Below are 20121 nucleotides of genomic sequence, written 5' to 3'. Positions count from 1 at the left end.
GGGTGGTATATCCTTGTCCGACCCGTCGATCCGACGTGAACCTCTCGATCGTCGACCTCGCGCCGGTTCCCGAGGGTGGCTCCGCGACCGAAGCCTTCGAGAACACCGTCGAACGCGCCCGACACGCCGAGCAGCTGGGCTACGACCGCTTCTGGGTGGCCGAACACCACGACTTCACCGACCGGCTCGCCAGCACCACGCCCGAAGTGCTGATCCCCCACATCGCGGCCAAGACCGACGACATCCGAGTCGGATCCGGTACCGTTCTCCTCAACCACTACAGCCCCTACAAGGTGGCCGAGACGTTCGGCGTGCTCGACTCGCTCGCGCCCGGCCGGATCGACTGCGGGCTCGGCCGGGCGAACGGCTCCCCGCTCTCCGACTTCGCGCTCCAGCCCGATCGAAGCCAGCAGCGCCGCGGGGCGAACGACCACAAGGAAAAGATCCACGAGGTCGCGGCCCACCTCTACGACGGCTTCGACGACGACAACCAGTTCGGCCAGCTCGACGTGCCGCAGGCGGCCGACACCGCCCCCGAGATGTGGGTGCTCGGGTCGAGCCCGTCGAGCGCCGCGGTCGCCGGGGAGCTCGGGCTCCAGTACTGCTTCGCGGCGTTCATCCGACCCGAACCCGCGGTCAGAGCCTTCGAGGTCTACCGCGAGCGCTTCGAACCCTCGCCGTTCGGCGCGGGGCCCGACGAACCCCGGGGGATGCTCGCGACGAACGTCACCTGCGCCGAGACCGACGAGGAAGCCGCGCGGCGGCGCGCGACCACCGAGGCCTCCCGGCGACGGCTCCGGCAGGGCGATATCGACCGGCCACCGATCCGGTCGGCCGACGAGGCGGTCGAGGAGCTCGGCGGGGTCCCCGACCCGACCCCGACCGATGTCGATCCGGGTGCGTGGCCGCGGGCAATATCGGGGAGTCCCTCGACGGTGCGCGAGGTCCTCGGGACGATGACCGACCAGATCGGGGTCGACGACGTCGTGATCCAGAACCAGATCGCCGACCCCGAGAACGTCCTCGAATCCCACGCGCTCCTCGCCGACGCCTTCGACCTCTCGCCGCGATAACCGCACGAACCGCCGCACGACCGCACCACCCGCGACCATTTATCCCCGAGCGGGCTACGACCCGTCATGTCCGATTCCACGACCGAACCGACACGCGTCTGGCTGGTCGAACGGACCTACTCCGACGACGAGCAGAACCTCGTGATACTGACCTACGCCACCACCGACGGGACGCGCTACTCCAGAAAGGAGCGCGCGCTCACCTCCTTCACCGACGTTCGCGAGACCACCGCGGCGATCGACGCCGACCCCGGGAGCATCGGGCCGGTCGAGGACCCGGAACGCAGGGAGCGCTACGCCACCGAGGCGAGCCGGATGGCCGAGAAACACGACCCGGACGACGCGATCTGAACGCCGCCTACCAGTCGGCTTTGCAGTTGATGACGGGTCGGAGCCGGTCGACGACCTCGCCGGTCTCGTCGATCCGGGACTCGACGAGCGCGGGGTCCTTGTACGCCATCGGGCTCTCGTCGATGGTGTTCTTGTTCACCGAGGTCGAGAACACCCCGTCCATCGCGGCCTCGAACTCCTCCATCGTGAACTCCTTCTTCGCCCACCGACGGCTTCCGCTCCGGCCCGTTCCGTGGGGCGCGCTCCGGTTCCACTCGGGGTTGCCCTTTCCTCGAAGGACGACCGAGCCCTCGCCCATGTTGTACGGCACGATGAGCCGCTCGCCCTCGTGGGCGCGGGTCGCGCCCTTTCGGATCACGAGGTCCTCGAAGTCGATGAGGTTGTGCGGCGAGTGGATCGAGTCGGCGACCTCGACCCCGAGCGCGTCGGTCACGAGGTGGGCCATCCACCGACGGTTCTCCCACGCGTAGGTCTGACAGAACGCCATGTCGACGAGGTAGCCGTGGGCGGCCTCGCCCTCCAGGTAGTCGAGGTCGGTGTTCCGGTCGGCCTCGAACGCCTCCTGACGGTCGTGGTGCACCTGCCTGAGTCGATTGACGTTGGCCTCGATCTCGCTCCCCTCGAAGCGTTCGCGGCAGAACGCCGCCACTCGGTCCATGTCGATCCGGCGGCCGGTCTCGTCCGTGACGTCCGCGGGCGTCCCGCCCGCGTCCCGGACCTCCTCGGGGAGGTCCTCGGCGGTGACCGGGTCGATCGCGGTCGCGTTCCGCCGCTCGGTCGCCTCGGTCTGCCAGTAGTCGGCCACGGAGTTGCCGAGCGCGCGGCTCCCGCTGTGGAACACCAGCCACCAGTTCCCGGTCCGGTCGGACTCGGCGACCTCGATGAAGTGGTTGCCGCCGCCGAGGGTGCCCACCTGGTTGATGGCCTTGTTGAGGTCGACGCCGGCCTTCTCACAGAGATCTTTGAAGTACTCGAGGTCGTAGCCGTCGAACGCGAAGTCGGTGTCGCGACCCGCTTGCAGCCGTTCGACCTTCGCCGTCGCCTCCGTCCAGGGGAAGTCCTCGCCGACGTGGTAGGTCTGGTCGTCGTGTGCGTGCCACCCCATCGGGATCGTCTCGCGGATCCGGTCGTCGATCGCCTCCTCGGTGAGGTCCGGTTTCGAGTCGAGTTGGGTCGCTAACATACCACAGTTGTGGACGAAGACACCGGATGAAAGCGCGAAATTGTGATAGTTGGGGACGTTGAGGCAGTAAACGTCCTCCGTCTCGTCGAGCGTTTCGACGGAAGCGACCTCGTGATTCTCCATCGCACTCCGGGCGTTCTTGTGGTCGGTGTTGTACTCCGTTTTCTCCGGATGTTGCTTTACTTGATGCCAGTATTCGGCCGCTGGGTTGTCGAACACCTCGTCACAAAGGTCGCAGGTACGCTCGCTGGTGTTGAACGCTCGGAGATACTTCTTGCCGCGCTCCCCGTTGTCTTCGACGGACTGGGCAAAAGCCTCTGGATTCTCCTCCATCCATCTAGTAATGTTCTCCGTACCCTGTGCGGCTCGCTGTTCGTACATCGCACCACCCTCCGTGAACGATCGCCTGATCGCTTCGATGCGAGCTTGCTCGAATGCGTCGGATTGCCAGTGTTCGTTCCGTTCGACGATATTCCGGTGAAACGTCGAGTGATCGCGTGCGCCCATATACTCCAAGTTTGACGGGCGGTTATCGTGTTCGGTGAAGTTTCGATGGTGGATGACGGTCGTCTGGTCATCGTACGACGGTACCGGCCCCATCAAACCGGAACGAGCGACGATCCAGTGGCCTCGTTGATACGATGACTGCGGAAGGTTCTGATAGACGAGCCGATACCCATCCTCGTCGGTACGTGTATAGAACGGCATCAACGACTGCTCCGCCGTGAGGTTCTGCGCTTCACGATAGGTCCCGTCACGAAGCATGAACTCGTGGTCCGGTGTGCAATCGATCTCCTCCCCATTGTCGAGCGTGACGCGAACGAGAGATGCATCGGAGCGGGTCTTTCGGGCGGTCGCTTTCGCAGCCACCACTTCCCCGTCCGGTTTACAGCTCCACACCCCGAACGGTTCGTTCCGTTCGCTCAACTCATCCATACGATGGTCGTGGCCGTCAAGGAGTTCAACTTCGGTGTCGCCCGTGAAACAACCGATGTCGACCCCCACCACGTTCGGTACGACCTTGTCGGCGATCGGCATCGTGAAGCCGATCACACAGCCCGCGCCAGGATGGACATCGGGCATCACCCGCACGGGTTCGGTGAACGCCTCGTGGTCCACCATCTCCTGGATCTGGTCGCGCGTGAGGCCTTCGAGGTCGGCCTCGTCGAGGAAGACCTCGGCGGTCGTGTGTTCGCCGGTGATAGTGGTGGTCATGATGAACTGGTTTGCCGGGCCGTCGCTTAATGCCCTTCGTCCGTCGCCCGTCCGACCGCTATTCCGTCGCAGTCGCGTTCGTGCCGTTCCGCGCGGGTTCGATCGAGACCGACTCGTTCTCGTAGACCGTCATGGTCGCCACCACCGACCCGTTCGGCGCGCGCTTCTCGACAACGAGACTGACGTTTCCGCCGGCCACCGTTTCGTTCCGCGGCCCGCCCGTCGAGGCGTTCGGCCCGCCATCGCGCACCGACTGCGCCGCCGACCGATTCCCACGGAGGAACTCCTCGACCGCGGCGGTCGAGGCGGTCTCCTGTACGTTCGAGGACTCGGCGTTCACGAACGCCACGTACGAGATCCCGGACCCGCCCTCGGGGACGACCTTCACCATCCAGTAGAGCCGGTCGTCGACCGCCACCGGCAGCGGCTCGGCCGGGGAGAACCGGTTCCAGTCGGTGGTCCGGCTCGCCTGGCGAACGTAGTCGGCGGCCTTCCGAGGGCCGAACAGCGACTCGCCCGAGGGGCTGCGATAGACCGAGGCCTCGCCGGTCCGGCCGTCGATCTCCCAGACCTCCCGGAGACCCTGTGCGTTCCCGAACGGCTCGACCGCGACTACGTACTTCGTGCCGTCCGCCGTGGGCACGAGATACGGCTGTTCGTTGCCGCTGCCGGGCGTGGCGGCCACCTCGATCTCGTCGGTGTGTGAGCCGACCACGGGGAGGGTGTTGAGGATGCCGTTGCGGTACTTCGTGGCGGTCACCCGCTCACGCGTCAGGTCGAAGGGGACGAGCTTCTGCCCCCGAAGCACGGGATTCGACCGGGCTTCCGCGGGCGAGAGGTCGGTCACGCTGCCGTCCGGCGCGACCAGTGCCACGCCACCCCACTCCGGCACGGTGTAGGGCAGCGGGACCGGGAGCGCCCGAACGTGGAAGCTGGGTTTGGTGTACGGTACTGCGATGTACGACTCGTTCCGATGGGGAACCATGAACGGGTCGCCGTAGTCGACGAGGTACTGTCCCTGTTTGAGCACGCTCCACCGGTAGTTGTTGTACCACGCGGTGCCGATGCCCGCGTCGAGTTCGCCCCTGACGGTCTCGACCTTCGCGTTCTGGGCGCTCATGTTGACGAGCACCGTCCCGTCCTGTTTCAGCGCGAAGTGGTTCCGGACCCCGTCGGGCGAGAGCGCGTACGACCAGTACGGGGTGCCGTTCCGGAAGGTGACGTCCGGGTTCGAGACCCGGTAGCGCGAGAGCTGGAGGGTGTTGGCGGCGTAGTTGTCCGAGACGTTCCGGGTGACGACCCGCGGGTGGTCGGCGTCGGCGGGCGAGAGCCCCTGGGTCGGCGTCGCGCCGGCCATCGTCCGGTCGGCGAGCGTCGTCTGCGCGTAGAGCCCGCCGACCGAGGTCAGCACGATCACCGCCACGACCACGAGGCCGAGCGCGATCCCGAGCGGCCGGTTCGCCCCGCGGGACTCGAACGAGACCCCGAAGTAGGCCACGGCGGCGAGCCCGACCGGAACGAACACCCACGCGATCGGCGTCGTGTAGAGCCCGTAGACCAGCCACTGGAGCCAGGGTCTGACCACGTACGCCACGCCCAAGAGGATCGCCAGCCCGACGACTCCGCCGACCGCCCGCCGCGTGTTCACGCCTGCTCCCTCATTTCACCGTTCGTGCCGACGGAACCACCTTCAACATGCCGGTTCTCCGATACGAGCACCCGTCGTCTCCGCGGCCAGCCGTTCGCACCGGGTCGTCACGAGCCGCTGGACCGGCGGCGGCGCTCCACCCGGCGCTCGATCACGCTTCGTCGAAGCCGCTGTCGGACGGTCTCACGAAGCGCGTCGGCCTCGTGACGGTCGAAATCCACGGCGCGTGCGCCCTCGCGACCCAGGCTCCCCGTCCCCGCGGTGTCGACCACGACCGTGGCGAGGTCCCACCGGCGCTGGAAGAGCGTATGGTCCTCGTTCACGGTCTGAACGCGGTAATAGGGGACCACCTCGGTGGTCCGTCGCCAGAAGCCGTTGCGGGTCAGCACGAACCCCTCGTCGGTCGCCACGCCGCGATGGAGCCAGGTGTAGTGGGCCGCGAACGGCGCGGCGATCAGGAGCGCGAGCGGTGCGAACCACCACTGGAGGGGGTCGAAATTGAACAGTCGGTTCGCGACGAACAGCCCGCCGGTCACCAGTAGGACTGCGATGGCGTACCGGCCGGCGTAGCGCCGTCGGGCACGCTTCGGCGGTCGGGAGAAGGTCGGTGTGTCGAACTCGAACCCGTCTATCGAGCGCGCGAGCGCCAGCACCGCCCCGCGCTCGGCGAACGGGACGACCGACTCCGAGCCCCGGGTGGCCGCGCTCTGGCTCCCGTAGCCCGCGGTCTCGACGTCGAGCGCCGCGTAGCCGAACCGGCGCAAGAGGACGTTCTCGCTCACGACGAGGTGCTGGATCTTCTCGAACGGTATCGACCCCGTGTACCGGCTCACCAGCCCGCGTTCGTAGCGGAGTTCGTCGCCCGACCGCCAGAGCCGGAACCCGTAGAACCGGGCGAAGGTCACGGCCGCGCCCGCGAGGAACGACCCGACGGCGGTCAGCACCACGCCGAGCCTCGGGCTGCCGACCACGGCGCTCGCGAACCCGTTCGGGAGATACCGCGTCCCCTCGAAGACCAGCAGCGCCACCGGCAGGAGCGGTCTGAGGTCGAGCGAGAGAGCGCTCGCCGCCAGGAGGTCGCGGGTCGAGAGGACGAACAGTTCCTCTCGGTCCTCGTCCGTCGTTTCCGTCCGGTTCTCGTCGATCGAATCGGTCGTTTCGCCCGACCCGCTCCCGGTGTTCGCGCGCTTCAGCCGCTGGATCTCGTTCCGGAGGCGTTCGGCCTCCGTCGTGGTGACGTAGCGGATCTCACCCTCGGCGTCGTCGCCCCCGCCGGCGGTCTCGAACGCCACCGCCGCGAGCCCCGCGAGCCGCGCGAACGGGTCCCGGGTGATGTCGACGTTCTGGACCCGCCGGATCGGGATGGACCGTTCGCGTCGCGAGAGCACCCCGGAGTCGATGTCGAGGCTGTCGTCGGTGAGCCGGTAGGCGAACCGCTGGACGTAGAGTATCTCCCACCCCAGTTGGACGACGAACAGCACGAGGACGATGGCGAGCCCGGTGACGATGCCGCCCCCCATCCCGCCCTCGCTGCCGACGACCGCACCGCCGCCGCCGAGCAGCAGGACCTGTCCGATCTCGAGGTCGGACGCCGCGCGCAGCGGGGCCGACAGCCGGTGGAGCCTCATAACGCGTCCTCGTACTCGCTCTCGACGGCGAGTTCGCGCAGCTCCTCGCGGAGCGCCGTCGCCCGCTCGGGCGCGAGACCGGGGAGGGTGGCGTCCGCACCGCGCGTGCCCGCCGTGTAGACCACGACGCTCGACAGCCCCGCGAGACGTTCGACCGGACCGCGCTGGGTGTCGACGTTCTGTATCCGGACGAACGGCACCACCGACTCGACCCGGGTGAAGACCCCACGTTCGAGGTAGATCGCGTCCTCTTGGACTTCGAAGCGCCAGATACGGTAGCGAAGCAGGGCGTACCCAGCGCCGGCAAGCGCGAGCACGACCGCCGCCGCCGGTCCGACCCAGAACGCGAGCGCGAAAACGAACCGGTCGACAAGCCACGTGCCGCCGAGCCCGACGACGGCCCCTACCACGAGTTCGAAGACGACCCAGACGGTTCTGGCGCGCGGATCGAGCGACTCCATCGACCCCGACGGGGCGCTCTCGCTCATCCTTCGATTCTCACGTGGAGATGGGATAACTTCCGGTGGTTCCGCGGCGGCACCCGCCGCCGGTTCGACCGATGGCTACGTCGTCAGCTGAAGTCGCTGAAGGCGATCGAACCCTGCTCGACGATCGCCGAACTCTCCGGGACGTCGCCGTCCGGGGGCATGCTGCCCTCGGCGGGGCCACCGGGGCTCCCACAGACGACCCGACCGACCATCCCGAGCGTCTTGTGCGGGATGCAGTAGTAGTCGTAGGTGCCCTCGGTCTCGAAGGTGTACTCGAAGCTGTCACTGCCGCTGATGGTGCCGCTGTCCCACGACTCCGCGCCCTCTGGGATACGGCGTTCGCTCACCGACGGGTTGTCGGTCGTGTAGGAGGTCGCGGAGTGCGCCCCGGACTCGATCACGAAGTCGACGGTGGTGCCGGGTTCGACGAACAGCCCGATCGGGTCGAAGTAGTACGTACTCCCGTCGGTGTACATCCCGACGGTCTCCGTTCCGCCCCCGCCGCCGCTCGTCGCCGCGGTGCCGTTCGCGCCCGTGGTCGAGCCGTTGGTCCCCGAGGAGGTCATCGCGGTGCCCCCGCCCGACTGGGTCGTGCTCGCACCGCCGCTCGTTCCCGTGCCGCCGCTCGTTCCCTCGCCGCTCCCGTTGGCACCGCTGCCGTTCCCGCTCTCGTTGCTCCCGCTCGAACAACCCGCGAGGGCCGTCATCCCCGCGACCGTCGAGATACTCGTCGCTTTCAGGAACGTTCGACGCTTCATGCGCCCGCTTGCTTCCCGACCATCATCAACACTTTGGATCGTCGGTTTCGGCCCGCGAATCGAGCGACGGCGGCGGAATTCCCCATCGATCGATCGTTGACATCTCCGGGGTCAGTCACTTGCGTAGGCCTGCTCGAACGGCCGGGGCGGGAGGCGGAGCTCTTCGAGCGCGGGGAGGTGTTTGATGTTGTAGAGCACCTTGAGTTCGTCGGAGACCGGGATGCCGTTACACGAGAGCCGGATCCCCCGTGATTTCATCTCCGGAGGCAACACGGTGTCGTTCGGCATCTCCAGCTCCCCTTCCAGCAGTGCGACCGCGCAGTTCGCACACGCCCCACCTCGGCAGGCGTAGGGCCAGGCGTAGCCGCGGTTCTCGGCGGCTTCGAGCAGCGACTCGCGGGGGTGGACCAGGAACTCGCCGTGGTCGGCGTCCGCGAGGTCCGCCGCCGCGGCGGTCTCGAACAGGTCCGGGTCGTCGATCCCCCAGCCGTGGTCGTCGAGCACCGCGTAGTTGAGGTATTCGACCCGGACCTTCTCCGGCTCCGTGGCGGTGGGTTCGTCGGCGGGGGCGTCCGCGATCGCCGGCTCGGCCTCGACCGACTCGCCGCTCAAGAGCCGTTCGTAGGCGGTCTTCACCCGGCGGAACTCGGCGGCCGACCCGCCGTGGTCCGGGTGGGCCTCGAAGACGCGCTCGCGGTAGGCCCGGCGGACCGCCGGCTCGTCGGCATCGGGGTCGAGGCCAAGGATCTCGAACGGGGACGCCACATCGATCGCTGGGTTGCGACGAGGAAAAACGTTTCCCGCCCGGCTCTACGGCGTGTCACGGCCGCTCTTCACCCGACTCACTCGGTGGCGTCGCCGAGGCCGAGCCCCGGATGCCAGCGGTCGGCCCCGGCCTCGCGCGCCCGTTCGTCCATCCGTTCGAGGTAGGTCGCCGCGAGGCTCGCGGTCTCGGCCGCCCGGGACTCGCCCTCGGTCCGGAACTCGCCGGTGACGCGGTTGGCGTAGACCGTACAGACCGCACCCGCTCGGAGCCCGTAGAGGCCCGCGAGGGTCAGGATCGAGCTCGCCTCCATCTCGATGTTCAACACGCCCGCCTCGCGGAGGTCGTCGACTAGGTCGTCGCTCCCAGCGGCTTCGAACCCCTCGAAGCCCGGCCGGCCCTGACCGGGATAGAAGCTATCGGTGCTCGCGGTGACGCCGACGTGGTAGTCGTAGCCGAGCTCCTCGGCGGCCGCCACCAGCGCCGCCACTACCCGGTCGTCGGCGGTCGCGGGGTAGTCCTCGCGAACGTACTCGTCGCTGGTGCCCTCCTGTCGGACGGCTCCGGTCGTGATGACGAGGTCGCCCACGTCCATGCCGGGCTGGATCGCGCCGCACGATCCCACCCGGATGAACGTCTCACAGCCCACCCGCGCCAGCTCTTCGAGTGCGATGGCCGCCGACGGACTGCCGATCCCCGTGGAGGTGGTCGAGATCGGCGTCCCGCGATGCGCACCCGTCGCGGTCCGGAACTCCCGGTGTTCGGCCACCAGCTCGAACTCGTCCCACAGGTCGACTATCTTCTCGACTCTCTCAGGATCGCCCGGAACGAGCACGGTTCCCGCGACGTCGTCGGGCCCCACCGCGAGGTGGTACTGGACCTCGTCGTTCGGGTCCTCGCTGTCGCCAGTCATAGCCTGATTTCACCGACCTCCAGCAAATAAGTCGTGGCTTTCCGTTCTGGAGAGTTCACCTAAGGGGTTGATTTATAGTGTTGGTTTTCGTGATCGATCCTATTCGATGCAAGCTACTGTCAAGAGTCGTCTTCAACAAATGGATGATTACGATTTCGAACATTTCGTTGGTGATCTGTGGGAGCGGATGGGTTGGACGTGTGAGGTCTCCCAAGCCTCTGCTGATGCTGGAATCGACGTTGTTGCAACGAAATCGGATCCGTATCCACAAAAGAAACTAATCCAAGCGAAACGATATGGACCGAATACCACCGTTGGTGGGCCTGCCATTCAACAGTATGCGAGTTTGAGGCACCAACAACCAAATGTGGATTCGGTCGTCGTTGTGACGACAAACCAATTCACGCGGGCAGCAGAGCAACGAGCGGACGAGTTGAACGTCAAGCTGGTCGATGGCGACGGACTCGTCTCAATGGTCGATAACTTGCAGGCTGAAAACCTTCTTACTCAGTACGATATCGATGCGTCGGAAGGGTCGCAGTCCCAGGTCCGACCACAACACACACCTCCGCGGGGAAGTACTCCTTCCGTAAAGGAGAACCAGGGTCTCCTTTCCCGGATCGGGAGCGGTCGGAACTGGTATCAAACCTTACTCAAGAGTAGCGGAGTTGCGGTCGTCGTTTTCTTGATAGACGGATTGTTGCTCAATTCCGGTATTGGCGTGCTCGAAGCCCTTGGCGGTGTACTCTCACTTGTTTGGGCTGTCGCTCTTGTAGTCGTTGGAGTTTCACTCTATTTCGATATCAGACACGTCCGCCGCCATAGCTCATGGAACCCAACGGCGTGGATGTATCTCCTGGGTTTGTTCGTCTTCTACATCACTCTCCCCGTGTACTTTTATCGTCGACGCCGGTCGCTCACACCATAGAAATCCGTTCTTGGCGGTTGCGTCCCTCTCCGCTTTTCACTTTCCGAGGGTGTCCGCCGAGATGGCGTCGGGCAGGAGGTCGCCGAGTTCGTACTCGACGACGCCCTCGGCCTCGTCACAGACCACCCGGAAGTCGTCCTCACAGAACTCCGAGAGGGTCTGGCGGCACATCCCGCAGGGGAGTACGCCGTCGCGCTCGGAGGAGGTCACCGCGATCCCCGTGAACTCGCGGTGGCCGGTCTTGACCGCCTCCGAGAGTGCCACTTCCTCGGCGTGGAGGCTGTTGGAGTAGTTGGCGTTCTCGATGTTGCAGCCCGTGAACACGGTGCCGTCCGCCGCTTCGAGCGCCGCCCCGACCCGATACTCGGAGTAGGGGACGTGGGCGTTCGCGGTCGCCTCGCGGGCGGCGGCCAGGAGATCCTCGTCGTCCATGCTCGTTCTGGCCGGCGCGGGATGAAATAGCCACCGGGACGACGGGCACGGTGGGAGTCGCGAGGCGGGGAAATCGTTACCCCGTCGCGACCCGATTCCATCGCATGTCCTGCCCGTATCTCAGCTACCGTGCGGCGGCCGGCGACCACGAGTTCGACACCGAGCGGGCGTACTGTACGGCGGCCGAGCGGTTCGTCGAGCCGATGCGTGCCGACATCTGTAACGACCGCTACGACCTCGATCACGAGCGCCACTGCGAGATCTACCGCGAGCACGCCGAATGAGCTACGATTCCTTTCTCGCCGACGAGCCCGTCATCGTGACCGCGGCGCTCACCGGCGGCGTCCACGGCAAGGAGGCGACCCCGAACCTCCCCGAAAGCCCCGAGGAGATCGGGCGGGCGGCGGCCGCGGCGGAGCGAGCGGGGGCGGCGGTCGTCCACCTCCACGCCCGGCGACCCAACGGCGAGCGCACGTTCGACACCGGGCGCTTCCAGGCGATCGACGACGCGGTTCGCCGCCACGCGGACGACGTGATCATCCAGCACTCAACTGGAGGGACCGCCGCACCCGACGCCGACCGCCACCGGCCGCTCCGGACCGACCCGGCACCCGAGATGGCCTCGCTCGACATGGGGCCACTCAATCGGTACGCACACCTCACCAGCGAGAACACGCGCGGGCTGGTGGACTCGCTCTACGACGAGATGCACGAGCGAGGCATCAAACCCGAGTTGGAGGTCTTCAACGACGGCCACCGCAACGAGATCCGAGGACTCCTCGACCGCCGTGACCTCGCCGACCCGGTCTACGCGACCCTGATCTTCGGGCCGGGCACGCTCACTCGCCCCACGCCGCGAAACTTCCTGACCGCGATCGACGACCTCCCCGAAGGTGCCACGTTCAACACCTTGGGATTCGGTCGCCACCAACTCCCGTTCGCGACGATGGGGGTCCTCTTCGGGGGACACGTCCGCGTCGGACTGGAGGACAACGTCTACTACCGCCGTGGCGAGCTCGCCGCGTCGAACGCCCAGCTGGTCGAGCGCGTGGTTCGGGTCGCGAACGAACTCGGGCGACCGGTCGCGACGCCCGCCGAGGCCCGAGCGATCCTCGGGCTTCGCGGTGTGTGAATTCTCGAAACTACTTGAACCGGAAGGTTTCGAGGTTCTTCGGGGCGAAGGTCCGCATGTTGTAGTTGTGATAGAGCGCCGAGGAGAAGTCCTGGACGCTGCGTTCGTCGCCGTGGACACAGAGCACCTTCTCCGGACGGGGGTTCATCGTCTTCACGAAGTTCTCGAGCCCCTGTCTGTCGGCGTGGCCGGAGAAGCCGTCGACGGTCTCGACGTCGAGTTCGAGGCTGAGGGTGCCGCCGCGGCCGCGCCCGCCGTTCATCGGGACCTCGTCCCAGCCGTTCTGGATCCGGCGGCCGAGCGTGCCCTGAGCCTGGTAGCCGACGAAGGTCATCGTGGTATCCGGGTCGCCGCCGAGGTGTGAGAGCCAGGACATGATCGGCCCGCCGGTGACCATCCCGGAGGTCGAGAGAATGATCGCAGGATCGCCCGCCGCGATCTCCTCGCGTTCCTCCTCGCCGGCGTCGATGTGGTTGAACTGCGGGGCGAGGAACGGGTTCTCGTCGTCGTGGAAGATACGATCCCGGAGGTCGTCACGGAGGTACTCGGGATAGGTCGAGTGGATCGCGGTGGCCTCCCAGATCATCCCGTCGAGGTGGATCGGCATCTCCGGGATCTTCCCCTTGCGCATCGCCTCCTCGACCACCAACATGATCTCCTGTGAGCGGCCCACGGCGAACGCGGGGATCAGTATCTTCCCGCCCTTGTCGTGGGTCTCGTTGATCACGTCGACCAGCCGCTGCTCGGAGTCGGCCTGGTCGGTCTGGTAGTCGTTGCGGCCCCCGTAGGTCGACTCCATCACGAGGGTCTCGACCCGCGGGAAGTCGTTGACCGCGCCGTTGAACAGCCGGGTGTCGTCGTAGTGGATGTCGCCCGAGAACGCGACGTTGTAGAAGCCGTCGCCGATGTGGAAGTGCGCCACCGAACTCCCGAGGATGTGGCCGGCGTTGTGGAGGGTGAGCTTGATGTCGGGCGCGATGTCGGTGACGTCGCCGTATTCGACAGGGATAGTGTGTTTGACCGCCTCGCGCACCATCGCGCTCTCGTAGGGTGGGGTGCGCCCCTCCTTCGAGGCGACGTCGAGGTAGTCGAGCTGGAGGAGCCCCATCAGGTCGCGGGTCGGTTCGGTTGTGTAGATCGGGCCGTCGTAGCCGTACTTGAACAACAGCGGGATCAGCGCGGAGTGGTCGAGGTGGGCGTGGGTCAGGACCACCGCGTCGAGCGAGTTCAGCGGGTTCGCCTCGGGGATCTGGAGGTAGGGCGTGTCGTCCGAACCCGGTTTGTCGCCACAGTCGATCAGGATCCGTGTCTCGGGGGTCGAGAGGATGAAGCTCGCCCGGCCGACCTCCCGACAGCACCCGAGGGTCGTGATCCGGACCCACTCGTCGTCGGACATCTGGTCGCGGTGGATCTGCCGCCCGACGCGTTCGAGGATGTCGCGGCGTTCCTCGCGCTCCTGTTTGAGGAAGCTCCGAACGTTCGAGACCGTCGAGGACTCGATCGGCGGGGTCCGGACGACCTCCGGCGTCCAGCCGACTTTCTTGGTTATCTCGCGGAGGGTGGAGCCGTGGCGGCCGATCACCATGCCGGGTTTGGCGGCCTGGATCACGACCTCGCCGGTGTCCTCGTGGAAGTCGAGCTCCGAGACGTCGGCCTTGTCGGGGATCACGTCGAGGACCGCCGCGCGGGCGTCGGCCTCGGGGGTGAGGGAGTCGGGTTCGGGCCGCACCGTGATCCGCTTTCGGAGCTGGCCCGCGAGGTTCCGCACGAGGTCGCCGTTGCGTGCGAACTCCTTCGGGTCCCGTGTGTAGATCACGAGCTCGGGACCCTCGTAGGTCACGTCCGTCACGGAGATCCGGTCGGGGAGCTGGTTCGTTATCGTCGACTCGATTTCGTCGAGCTGTTTGTCTACCGTACTCATACTGAGACTCGGGTCATGTGAGAGGATGGTCGGTGTATCGAGGCTCCACGCGTCCGACCCGCGACCCGCTCCGGCGACGCCGCTGGCGGGTCGTCGGTCGTCGGAAACGCGACGCGTATAGCATACGATACACTCTGGAGGTTGTTCGGCCCGTACGGGCCCGTGGGTTCGGGTCTCGATGCGCTTCGGCACTGTGAGGCCCGAAAACCCGCGTGTACCCTCGGGTATAGGATGTGGATTATAAAACCTTTCGCAAAAGAGCCACCCGAGCGCGTCGCGTGGGTCGACCCATGCGACTCACACCCGCGGCCGTGGCGGCCGAACGCGACTGGACCGTCGAGCGCGCCCCGCGAGTGGTCCCCCTCGTCAACGAGGTCCGTGCCGACCTCGGGGCGGCGTTCGACACCGAGGTCGGGCGCGTGACACGGGACGAGTACCGGCGTGCGGTCGACGACGTGTTCGCCGACGGCGACCTCGCGGTGAACGTCGCGGCTCTCGTTCGCGTGCTCCGCGAGCTCGACGTCGAGGGCGACTACCCGGGCTTCGTGGTCGACGAACTCCTCGGGCGCGAGCTCGCGGGGATGGTCGCGGGGACCCAGCCGCTCCGCCTGCTCGGCGAGGCCACCTTCCACTACGCCGACGTCACGACCCACACGGCGGGACCCGCGGGACTCGACGACCTCGACGCCGCGCTCGCGGCGGGGTTCCAGACACGGCTCCCGGGTTGGGAGTGGACCGAACGCGAGAGCCCGTTCGCGATCGAGTAGTGGTCTCAGGCCTCGGTCGCGGACGATTCCCCCTCCTCTGCGGGGGTGGCTCCCGACCCGGCTCGCCGCCGGTTCGAGAGCGCCAGCGCGGCGAACAACACCCCGCCGACCGCACGGAGCGCGAGGTCGAAGGTCAGCGGTCCGAACCCGGCGTTCGCGCCGAGGAGGGTTTGGACGGGGTTGAACAGCAGGGCGGGGGCCATCAACAGGACGGCGGCGACCGCGAACGCGGCGCGCTCGCCACGCGAGACGTCGGTGTAGAGGAAGCCGATGACCGTCGCGGCGAGCGCGACGACGCCGAGGAACACCCCGACGATCGGGACGGCGACCTCCGGGACGAAGTAGCCGACGTCGAGCACGTCGGCGAGCCCGAGGACGTGGTAGGCCTCGTCGGCGTCCGCCGGCACGCCCGCGGTCCGTCGGAGTAACGCGATCCCCGGGACGAAGACGAACGCGAACGGCACGATGACCTTGTTGAGCGAGAGCGAGAACGCCTCGATCCCGGTCTGGAACGGGTCGGACTTCGCGATCCCGGAGGCGGCGTAGGCGGCGACCGCGACCGGCGGCGTGATGTCGGCGATCACGCCGAAGTAGAGGATGAACAGGTGCGCTGCGAGTAACGGGACCTCGAACTCGGCGATGGCGGTTCCGAGCAGCGAGACCAGGATGATGTAGGTCACGGTGGTCGGCATCCCCATCCCGAGGATGATCGACGAGATGGCGGTGATCACCAGCAGGACGACGAGCGACCCGCCCGCCACCGAGAGGATCAACGACGTGAGGTTCGGGCCGAGGCCAGTGGTGCTGATGACGCCGGGGATGACGCCCGCCGCGGCCACCGCGATGACCACCGGGGTGGCGGTTCGTGCCCCCGACTCCATCGCCTTCACGAGGAACGAGCCGTAGCCGAGCGCTCGGTTGTCGGCGAGCGACGACCACCCGACCGAATCGGCCACGTTCTCGGTCGCCTCGTCGACCTGGGCGTCGTAGTTCAGCAGCGGCGCGGCCGACCGGGGCCGAGCGAGCAAGGTGAGCACGCTCACGGCGATGACGATCCAGCCGAGGTCGCCCCCGACCGCCGCGGCGGCCGCCACCGGTGCCATCCCCGCACCCCCGGCACCCGTCACCGCGCCGACGATCCCCGTGCCGGCCACGAGGTGGGCGACGAACTCGCCACCGACGACGGCCCCAATGACGCCGAGCAGCGGCCAGCGCGTGCGCTCGTTGTAGGCCGCGACCAGCGCGACCAGCGCGGCGATGGCGACGACGGTGTACCACGCCGAGCGCGCGACCGTCAGCCGGACGCCGATGAGGTAGTAGAGCAGCAATCCGAGCGGCAAGAGGTAGAACCAGCCCCGCCGGAGGTGTGAGCCGAGCGCCACGAGTTCGCTAGGGTCGACGCCGCCGAGCCCCATCCGTGAGGCTTCGAGGTGGACCATCACCCAGACCCCGAAGAAGAACACCACCGCGGGAACCAGCGCCGCGACGATCACGTCCGCGAACGGGGTGCCCGTGTACTCGACGATCAGGAACGCCGCCGCGCCCATCACCGGCGGGAGGATCTGGCCGCCGGAGGAGGCCGAGGCCTCGACGCCGCCCGCGAACTCAGAGCGGTAGCCCGTGCGCTTCATCAGCGGGATCGTGAACGCCCCCGTGGTGACGGTGTTCGCGATCGACGACCCGGAGATCATCCCCATGAAGCCGGAGGCGAGGATCGACGCCTTCGCCGGCCCGCCCTTCCGCCGGCCGGTCGCGGCGTAGGCGAGGTCGATGAACCACTGGCCCGCGCCGCTCATCTCGAGGAACGCCCCGAACAGGATGAAGATGTAGATGAACTGCACGCTCACCTGTACTGGGACACCGAAGACGCCGTTCGCGGTGTTGTACCAGAGGTTCTGGATGATGTCGGCCCAGCCGACCTGCTGGATCCGCCCGAGCACGCCCACGATTGGGGCGTCGCCCGGGATCAGGTAGCCGTACCGCGCGTAGACGATGAACGACCCGACGATCCCCATGAGGTAGACCCCGAGGGTGCGCCGGGTGGCTTCGAGCACGAGGAGGATCCCGATCGCCCCGAGCACGAACGCGTAGGAGACCTCGTCCAGCGGGATGCCGAGCGCCGAAATCGCCTGCACCGGCAGGTCGAGGAACGGGTACACCTCGACGATCGTCTGTCCGGAGTCCAGCCCCAGCGACCGGAGGAGGTTGATCTCCTCGAACTCGGTCAACATGTAGAGGGTCGTGAGCGCCGAGAGCACCAGCAAGACCGCGTCGACGGGCGTCACGCGGTTGCGGTCGGGGTCGAGCAGGAGCCATCGGACGCCACGACGCACGCCGCGCACACCGCGCGTCGCCGGATGGTCAGTACCGAGACGGGTTTCGAGCCCCGGGACGACCCGGGCCAGCCGTTTCGACAGCGCGCCGTCGCCCTGGCTCGCCGGGAACAGCAGGAAGGTGAGGAGCAGCCCGACGGTGACGTGGATGCTGTTGACCTGGAGCGACTGGAGCGAGCCGGGGCCGACCTCGCCGACGAAGGGTAGTGTGACCTCGAAGAAGAACCCGCGGGCGGCGAGCCAGAGCTGGTAGGCCGAGAAGAGCACGCCGACGACGAGGACCACCAACGCGGCGGTCCCCCGAAGCGACCGCCGGCGTTCGAGCTCGTCGATGAGCTCCTCGGGGTCCTCGGTCGTCTCGTCGGTCCGGTCGTCGTTCGGGTCGTCGGGTGGTGTATCGGTACTCATCGGTTGAACTCGTCGAGGGTGGTCGTCAGCATCGAGCGCCGTTCGATCGAGAGCCGGACGCCGTCGCCATCGGAGAGCGCCACGAGGTCGTAGTGTTCGTCACCGACGCGGAGTCGGTGGCCGGCGACGGAGCCGGGTTCGACGTAGAGCTCCTCGTAGGTGCCCGGGGGGTCGAAGACGAACCACTTGCCCTCCCGGGTCACGTTCTCGCGTGCGGGTAACCCCCAGCCGTAGGACTGGAACTCCATGCGCGTCATCTCCAGCGAGCCGTTGTTGACCCGGTAGATGTCGTGGACGGGGGTCTTCTCCACGCTGTGGGTGTAGTTGAGCATCACCGGCGTGCCCTCCTCGACCGGTGTGGTGAGCAGCTGCTCGCCGGTGTCGGCGTCCGCGACGACGAGGACGTTCCCGCCGGGCGTGGCGGCGGCGACGGCGGTGACGGCCACGACGGCCGCTATGGCCACGACCGCCAGACCGACCACGCGTTTGGCTCGCCGGTTCGTCATCGACTCGATTCCCGTGCCGTCATTTCTCGGTCAGGTGCATGTGAGAGGTATGGAGAGAGACTCGCGACCGCCGTTCCGGCCCGCTCAGGAGCTGGTCGTTCCGCCGCCCATCCCGGTTTCGGCGGTGCCGCTCGTGCCGCCGGTCGTCCCGCCCATCCCGGTCTCGCTGGTTCCGGAAGTCCCGCTGGCGTTGCCCGACCCGCCGCCGGACTCGAAGTAGGCCGCCGCGCCCGGGTGGAGTTCGATCGACATCCCCTCCTGTGCCGACCCCGCGCTGATGAACTCGGTCTTTATCGTGAGGTCGGAGACGTTGTCGAAGACCGCGGCGGTGACCGTCTCGACGGTCTCCTCGGGGACCTGGGTGGTCGTCGCGATCATCGCCTGCACGGAGACGGTGGGCTTCGGTTCGCTGACGCCCTGGTAGGTCCCGCCAGGGATCCGGTCGTCCGCGAAGTAGTCCGCGGCCTGTTTGACCTGCTGGCGTTCCTCGCCCTCGATCGCCACGATCCCGATCGAGCTGGTCTCGGCGAGCTCGGCGATCGCGCCGACCGGCCAGCCGCCGACGACGAACGCCGCGTCGATGTCGCCGTTCTGGATCTGTTCGGCGGCCTGCGAGAAGTCGGTGTTCTGTTCGGAGAAGTCGGTGACACCGACGGCTTCGAGGATCGCGTTCGCGTCGACCTGGGTCCCGCTTCCGAGGTCGCCGGTGTTGATCGTCGCGCCGCTGAGGTCCGAGAGCGACGCGATGTCGCTGTCACCGGGCGTGACGACCGTGATGGTCTCCGGGTAGAGGGTCCCGACGCCGCGGAGGTTCTCGATCGCGTTGCCCTCGAAGGCGTCGATGCCGGTGCCGTTCTTCGCGAAGAAGGCGACGTCGTTCTGGATCAGCGCGAAGTCGGCGGAGCCGTCCGAGAGGCTGCCGACGTTCTCGACCGACGCGCCCGTCGAGCGCACCTGGAGGCTGAAGTCGGTGTTCGACTCGACGACCTGTTTGATCTCGTTCGAGAGGGGGTAGTACGTTCCACCAGTTCCGCCCGCGTCCCAGACGAGCGCGTTGCCGCCCCCGCCGCCCGAGCTCGACCCGTTACCGCTCGATCCACCACCGCCGCCACCGCCACCGCTGGTTCCGCCGCCGGAACCGCTCGTGCCTCCGCCACCGGAGCCGTTGCCCGACTCGTTGCCGCCACCGCCGCCACCGGAACAGCCGGCCAGCCCGCCCGCCGCGACGACGCCGACCGCACCCGCCGACTTGAGGAATCGTCGGCGCGACGCGTTGGAGTCGTCGGTCTCGGTCCGTCGTGTCCGCTCGTCGTTTGGAGCCATACATTGTCAACTATTCTCCATAGTATTAATCTACCGACACCGATCGTCTACGGATCGCTGAAAAATACTCTGCGGGGAGGAGATGGGGCCCCGTGCCGCCACGAGTTCGCCCGCTTCCCTGAGGCCGACCGCGAGCGGGGTGTATTCGAGCGCGCGTTCGATGTCGAAGTTCTGGTGGCACTCCGGAGGTTCTCCGATCCGTCTTCCAGATTAGTTCACGATCGTAGCAGCACAGTTCACGAATCCCGACACAAACGAGAGACCGCCTCCGCCCCGCATCGGCCACATACCTCCCCAGCCGATTCGTTCCGCTCGTTCGCTTCGCTCACTCGCTTCACTCATCCCTCGCGC

Annotated in this window: 18 protein-coding genes; 6 read left to right on the top strand and 12 right to left on the bottom strand. The window is 67.2% G+C overall.

The window, feature by feature from the left end; genetic code table 11:
- Positions 1 to 35 precede the first annotated feature (35 nt).
- Together GT355_RS08215 and GT355_RS08210 are read left to right on the top strand one after the other, a co-directional pair.
- On the top strand, positions 36 to 1073 hold the full coding sequence (locus GT355_RS08215; protein WP_160134209.1) for an LLM class flavin-dependent oxidoreductase: 1038 nt from the start codon (positions 36 to 38) through the stop codon (positions 1071 to 1073).
- A 66-nt stretch (positions 1074 to 1139) separates the two neighbouring features.
- Positions 1140 to 1424, top strand: a complete 285-nt coding sequence (locus GT355_RS08210; protein WP_160134208.1) for a DUF7967 family protein — start codon at positions 1140 to 1142, stop codon at positions 1422 to 1424.
- A gap of 7 nt (positions 1425 to 1431) precedes the next feature.
- Here the strand turns inward: GT355_RS08210 and GT355_RS18500 are convergent, their stop codons facing one another.
- The 7 genes from GT355_RS18500 to GT355_RS08175 form a co-directional block, all read right to left on the bottom strand.
- On the bottom strand, positions 1432 to 3822 hold the full coding sequence (locus GT355_RS18500) for an RtcB family protein (RefSeq protein WP_160134207.1): 2391 nt from the start codon (positions 3820 to 3822) through the stop codon (positions 1432 to 1434).
- Between the two features lie 58 nt (positions 3823 to 3880).
- Positions 3881 to 5470: an ABC transporter permease gene (locus GT355_RS08200; RefSeq protein WP_160134206.1), complete on the bottom strand. Its 1590-nt coding sequence runs from the start codon at positions 5468 to 5470 to the stop codon at positions 3881 to 3883.
- A 107-nt stretch (positions 5471 to 5577) separates the two neighbouring features.
- Positions 5578 to 7098 carry a PH domain-containing protein gene (locus GT355_RS08195; protein WP_160134205.1) on the bottom strand — a complete coding sequence of 507 codons (1521 nt, stop codon included), beginning with the start codon at positions 7096 to 7098 and terminating at the stop codon, positions 5578 to 5580.
- Positions 7095 to 7559, bottom strand: coding sequence for a PH domain-containing protein (locus tag GT355_RS08190; protein WP_192927996.1), 465 nt, complete (start codon positions 7557 to 7559; stop codon positions 7095 to 7097). The genes GT355_RS08195 and GT355_RS08190 overlap by 4 nt, the downstream gene beginning before the upstream one ends.
- Before the next feature lie 110 nt (positions 7560 to 7669).
- Positions 7670 to 8344 (bottom strand): plastocyanin/azurin family copper-binding protein, encoded by a 675-nt coding sequence (locus GT355_RS08185; protein ID WP_160134204.1) that lies wholly within the window; start codon positions 8342 to 8344, stop codon positions 7670 to 7672.
- A gap of 111 nt (positions 8345 to 8455) precedes the next feature.
- Positions 8456 to 9109, bottom strand: coding sequence for a ferredoxin Fer (gene fer / locus GT355_RS08180; protein ID WP_120075036.1), 654 nt, complete (start codon positions 9107 to 9109; stop codon positions 8456 to 8458).
- 77 nt (positions 9110 to 9186) lie between these two features.
- Positions 9187 to 10020 carry a nucleoside phosphorylase gene (locus GT355_RS08175; RefSeq protein ID WP_160134203.1) on the bottom strand — a complete coding sequence of 278 codons (834 nt, stop codon included), beginning with the start codon at positions 10018 to 10020 and terminating at the stop codon, positions 9187 to 9189.
- Between the two features lie 106 nt (positions 10021 to 10126).
- Between GT355_RS08175 and GT355_RS08170 the strand changes: the two genes are divergently transcribed.
- A complete protein-coding gene (locus GT355_RS08170; RefSeq protein ID WP_205250437.1) occupies positions 10127 to 10948 on the top strand; it encodes a restriction endonuclease in 822 nt (273 codons plus the stop codon).
- 36 nt (positions 10949 to 10984) lie between these two features.
- Here the strand turns inward: GT355_RS08170 and cdd are convergent, their stop codons facing one another.
- The gene (gene cdd, locus GT355_RS08165; protein ID WP_120075040.1) at positions 10985 to 11380 is read right to left on the bottom strand and encodes a cytidine deaminase; all 396 of its coding nucleotides are present in this window, start codon (positions 11378 to 11380) and stop codon (positions 10985 to 10987) included.
- 104 nt (positions 11381 to 11484) lie between these two features.
- Here cdd and GT355_RS08160 point away from each other — a divergent pair, with 104 nt between their 5' ends.
- Positions 11485 to 11664 carry a hypothetical protein gene (locus GT355_RS08160; protein WP_160134201.1) on the top strand — a complete coding sequence of 60 codons (180 nt, stop codon included), beginning with the start codon at positions 11485 to 11487 and terminating at the stop codon, positions 11662 to 11664.
- A complete protein-coding gene (locus GT355_RS08155) occupies positions 11661 to 12512 on the top strand; it encodes a beta-keto acid cleavage family enzyme (protein WP_160134200.1) in 852 nt (283 codons plus the stop codon). The genes GT355_RS08160 and GT355_RS08155 overlap by 4 nt, the downstream gene beginning before the upstream one ends.
- 10 nt (positions 12513 to 12522) lie before the next feature.
- On the opposite strand, the gene GT355_RS08150 is transcribed toward GT355_RS08155, so the two are convergent.
- Positions 12523 to 14433, bottom strand: coding sequence for a beta-CASP ribonuclease aCPSF1 (locus GT355_RS08150; protein ID WP_160134199.1), 1911 nt, complete (start codon positions 14431 to 14433; stop codon positions 12523 to 12525).
- Positions 14434 to 14723: 290 nt separating this feature from the next.
- Between GT355_RS08150 and GT355_RS08145 the strand changes: the two genes are divergently transcribed.
- A complete protein-coding gene (locus tag GT355_RS08145) occupies positions 14724 to 15200 on the top strand; it encodes a DUF7984 family protein (protein WP_160134198.1) in 477 nt (158 codons plus the stop codon).
- Between the two features lie 5 nt (positions 15201 to 15205).
- On the opposite strand, the gene GT355_RS08140 is transcribed toward GT355_RS08145, so the two are convergent.
- From GT355_RS08140 to GT355_RS08130, 3 genes are all read right to left on the bottom strand, one after another.
- A complete protein-coding gene (locus tag GT355_RS08140) occupies positions 15206 to 17941 on the bottom strand; it encodes a TRAP transporter permease (RefSeq protein ID WP_160134197.1) in 2736 nt (911 codons plus the stop codon).
- A complete protein-coding gene (locus tag GT355_RS08135) occupies positions 17938 to 18447 on the bottom strand; it encodes a DUF1850 domain-containing protein (protein ID WP_160134196.1) in 510 nt (169 codons plus the stop codon). The genes GT355_RS08140 and GT355_RS08135 overlap by 4 nt, the downstream gene beginning before the upstream one ends.
- Positions 18448 to 18531: 84 nt before the next feature.
- Entirely contained in the window at positions 18532 to 19770 is a 1239-nt protein-coding gene (locus GT355_RS08130; RefSeq protein ID WP_160134195.1) for a TAXI family TRAP transporter solute-binding subunit, read from the bottom strand.
- Between the last annotated feature and the right edge of the window lie 351 nt (positions 19771 to 20121).

Source organism: Halococcus salsus, from assembly GCF_009900715.1.
Classification (GTDB): Archaea; Halobacteriota; Halobacteria; order Halobacteriales; family Halococcaceae; genus Halococcus; species Halococcus salsus.
Note: the sequence above shows the minus strand (reverse complement) of the source record. Positions and strands in the feature narration are given on the sequence as shown.

Excerpts from the sequence above, each read along its gene's own strand:
- GT355_RS08195 (WP_160134205.1), bottom strand. The coding sequence starts at position 7,098 with ATGAGGCTCCACCGGCTGTCGGCCCCGCTGCGCGCGGCGTCCGACCTC.
- cdd (WP_120075040.1), bottom strand. The coding sequence starts at position 11,380 with ATGGACGACGAGGATCTCCTGGCCGCCGCCCGCGAGGCGACCGCGAAC.
- GT355_RS08210 (WP_160134208.1), top strand. The coding sequence starts at position 1,140 with ATGTCCGATTCCACGACCGAACCGACACGCGTCTGGCTGGTCGAACGG.
- GT355_RS08155 (WP_160134200.1), top strand. The coding sequence starts at position 11,661 with ATGAGCTACGATTCCTTTCTCGCCGACGAGCCCGTCATCGTGACCGCG.
- GT355_RS08150 (WP_160134199.1), bottom strand. The coding sequence starts at position 14,433 with ATGAGTACGGTAGACAAACAGCTCGACGAAATCGAGTCGACGATAACG.
- GT355_RS18500 (WP_160134207.1), bottom strand. The coding sequence starts at position 3,822 with ATGACCACCACTATCACCGGCGAACACACGACCGCCGAGGTCTTCCTC.
- GT355_RS08175 (WP_160134203.1), bottom strand. The coding sequence starts at position 10,020 with ATGACTGGCGACAGCGAGGACCCGAACGACGAGGTCCAGTACCACCTC.
- GT355_RS08130 (WP_160134195.1), bottom strand. The coding sequence starts at position 19,770 with ATGGCTCCAAACGACGAGCGGACACGACGGACCGAGACCGACGACTCC.
- GT355_RS08185 (WP_160134204.1), bottom strand. The coding sequence starts at position 8,344 with ATGAAGCGTCGAACGTTCCTGAAAGCGACGAGTATCTCGACGGTCGCG.
- GT355_RS08190 (WP_192927996.1), bottom strand. The coding sequence starts at position 7,559 with ATGGAGTCGCTCGATCCGCGCGCCAGAACCGTCTGGGTCGTCTTCGAA.
- GT355_RS08145 (WP_160134198.1), top strand. The coding sequence starts at position 14,724 with ATGCGACTCACACCCGCGGCCGTGGCGGCCGAACGCGACTGGACCGTC.
- GT355_RS08160 (WP_160134201.1), top strand. The coding sequence starts at position 11,485 with ATGTCCTGCCCGTATCTCAGCTACCGTGCGGCGGCCGGCGACCACGAG.
- GT355_RS08135 (WP_160134196.1), bottom strand. The coding sequence starts at position 18,447 with ATGACGAACCGGCGAGCCAAACGCGTGGTCGGTCTGGCGGTCGTGGCC.
- GT355_RS08140 (WP_160134197.1), bottom strand. The coding sequence starts at position 17,941 with ATGAGTACCGATACACCACCCGACGACCCGAACGACGACCGGACCGAC.
- GT355_RS08170 (WP_205250437.1), top strand. The coding sequence starts at position 10,127 with ATGCAAGCTACTGTCAAGAGTCGTCTTCAACAAATGGATGATTACGAT.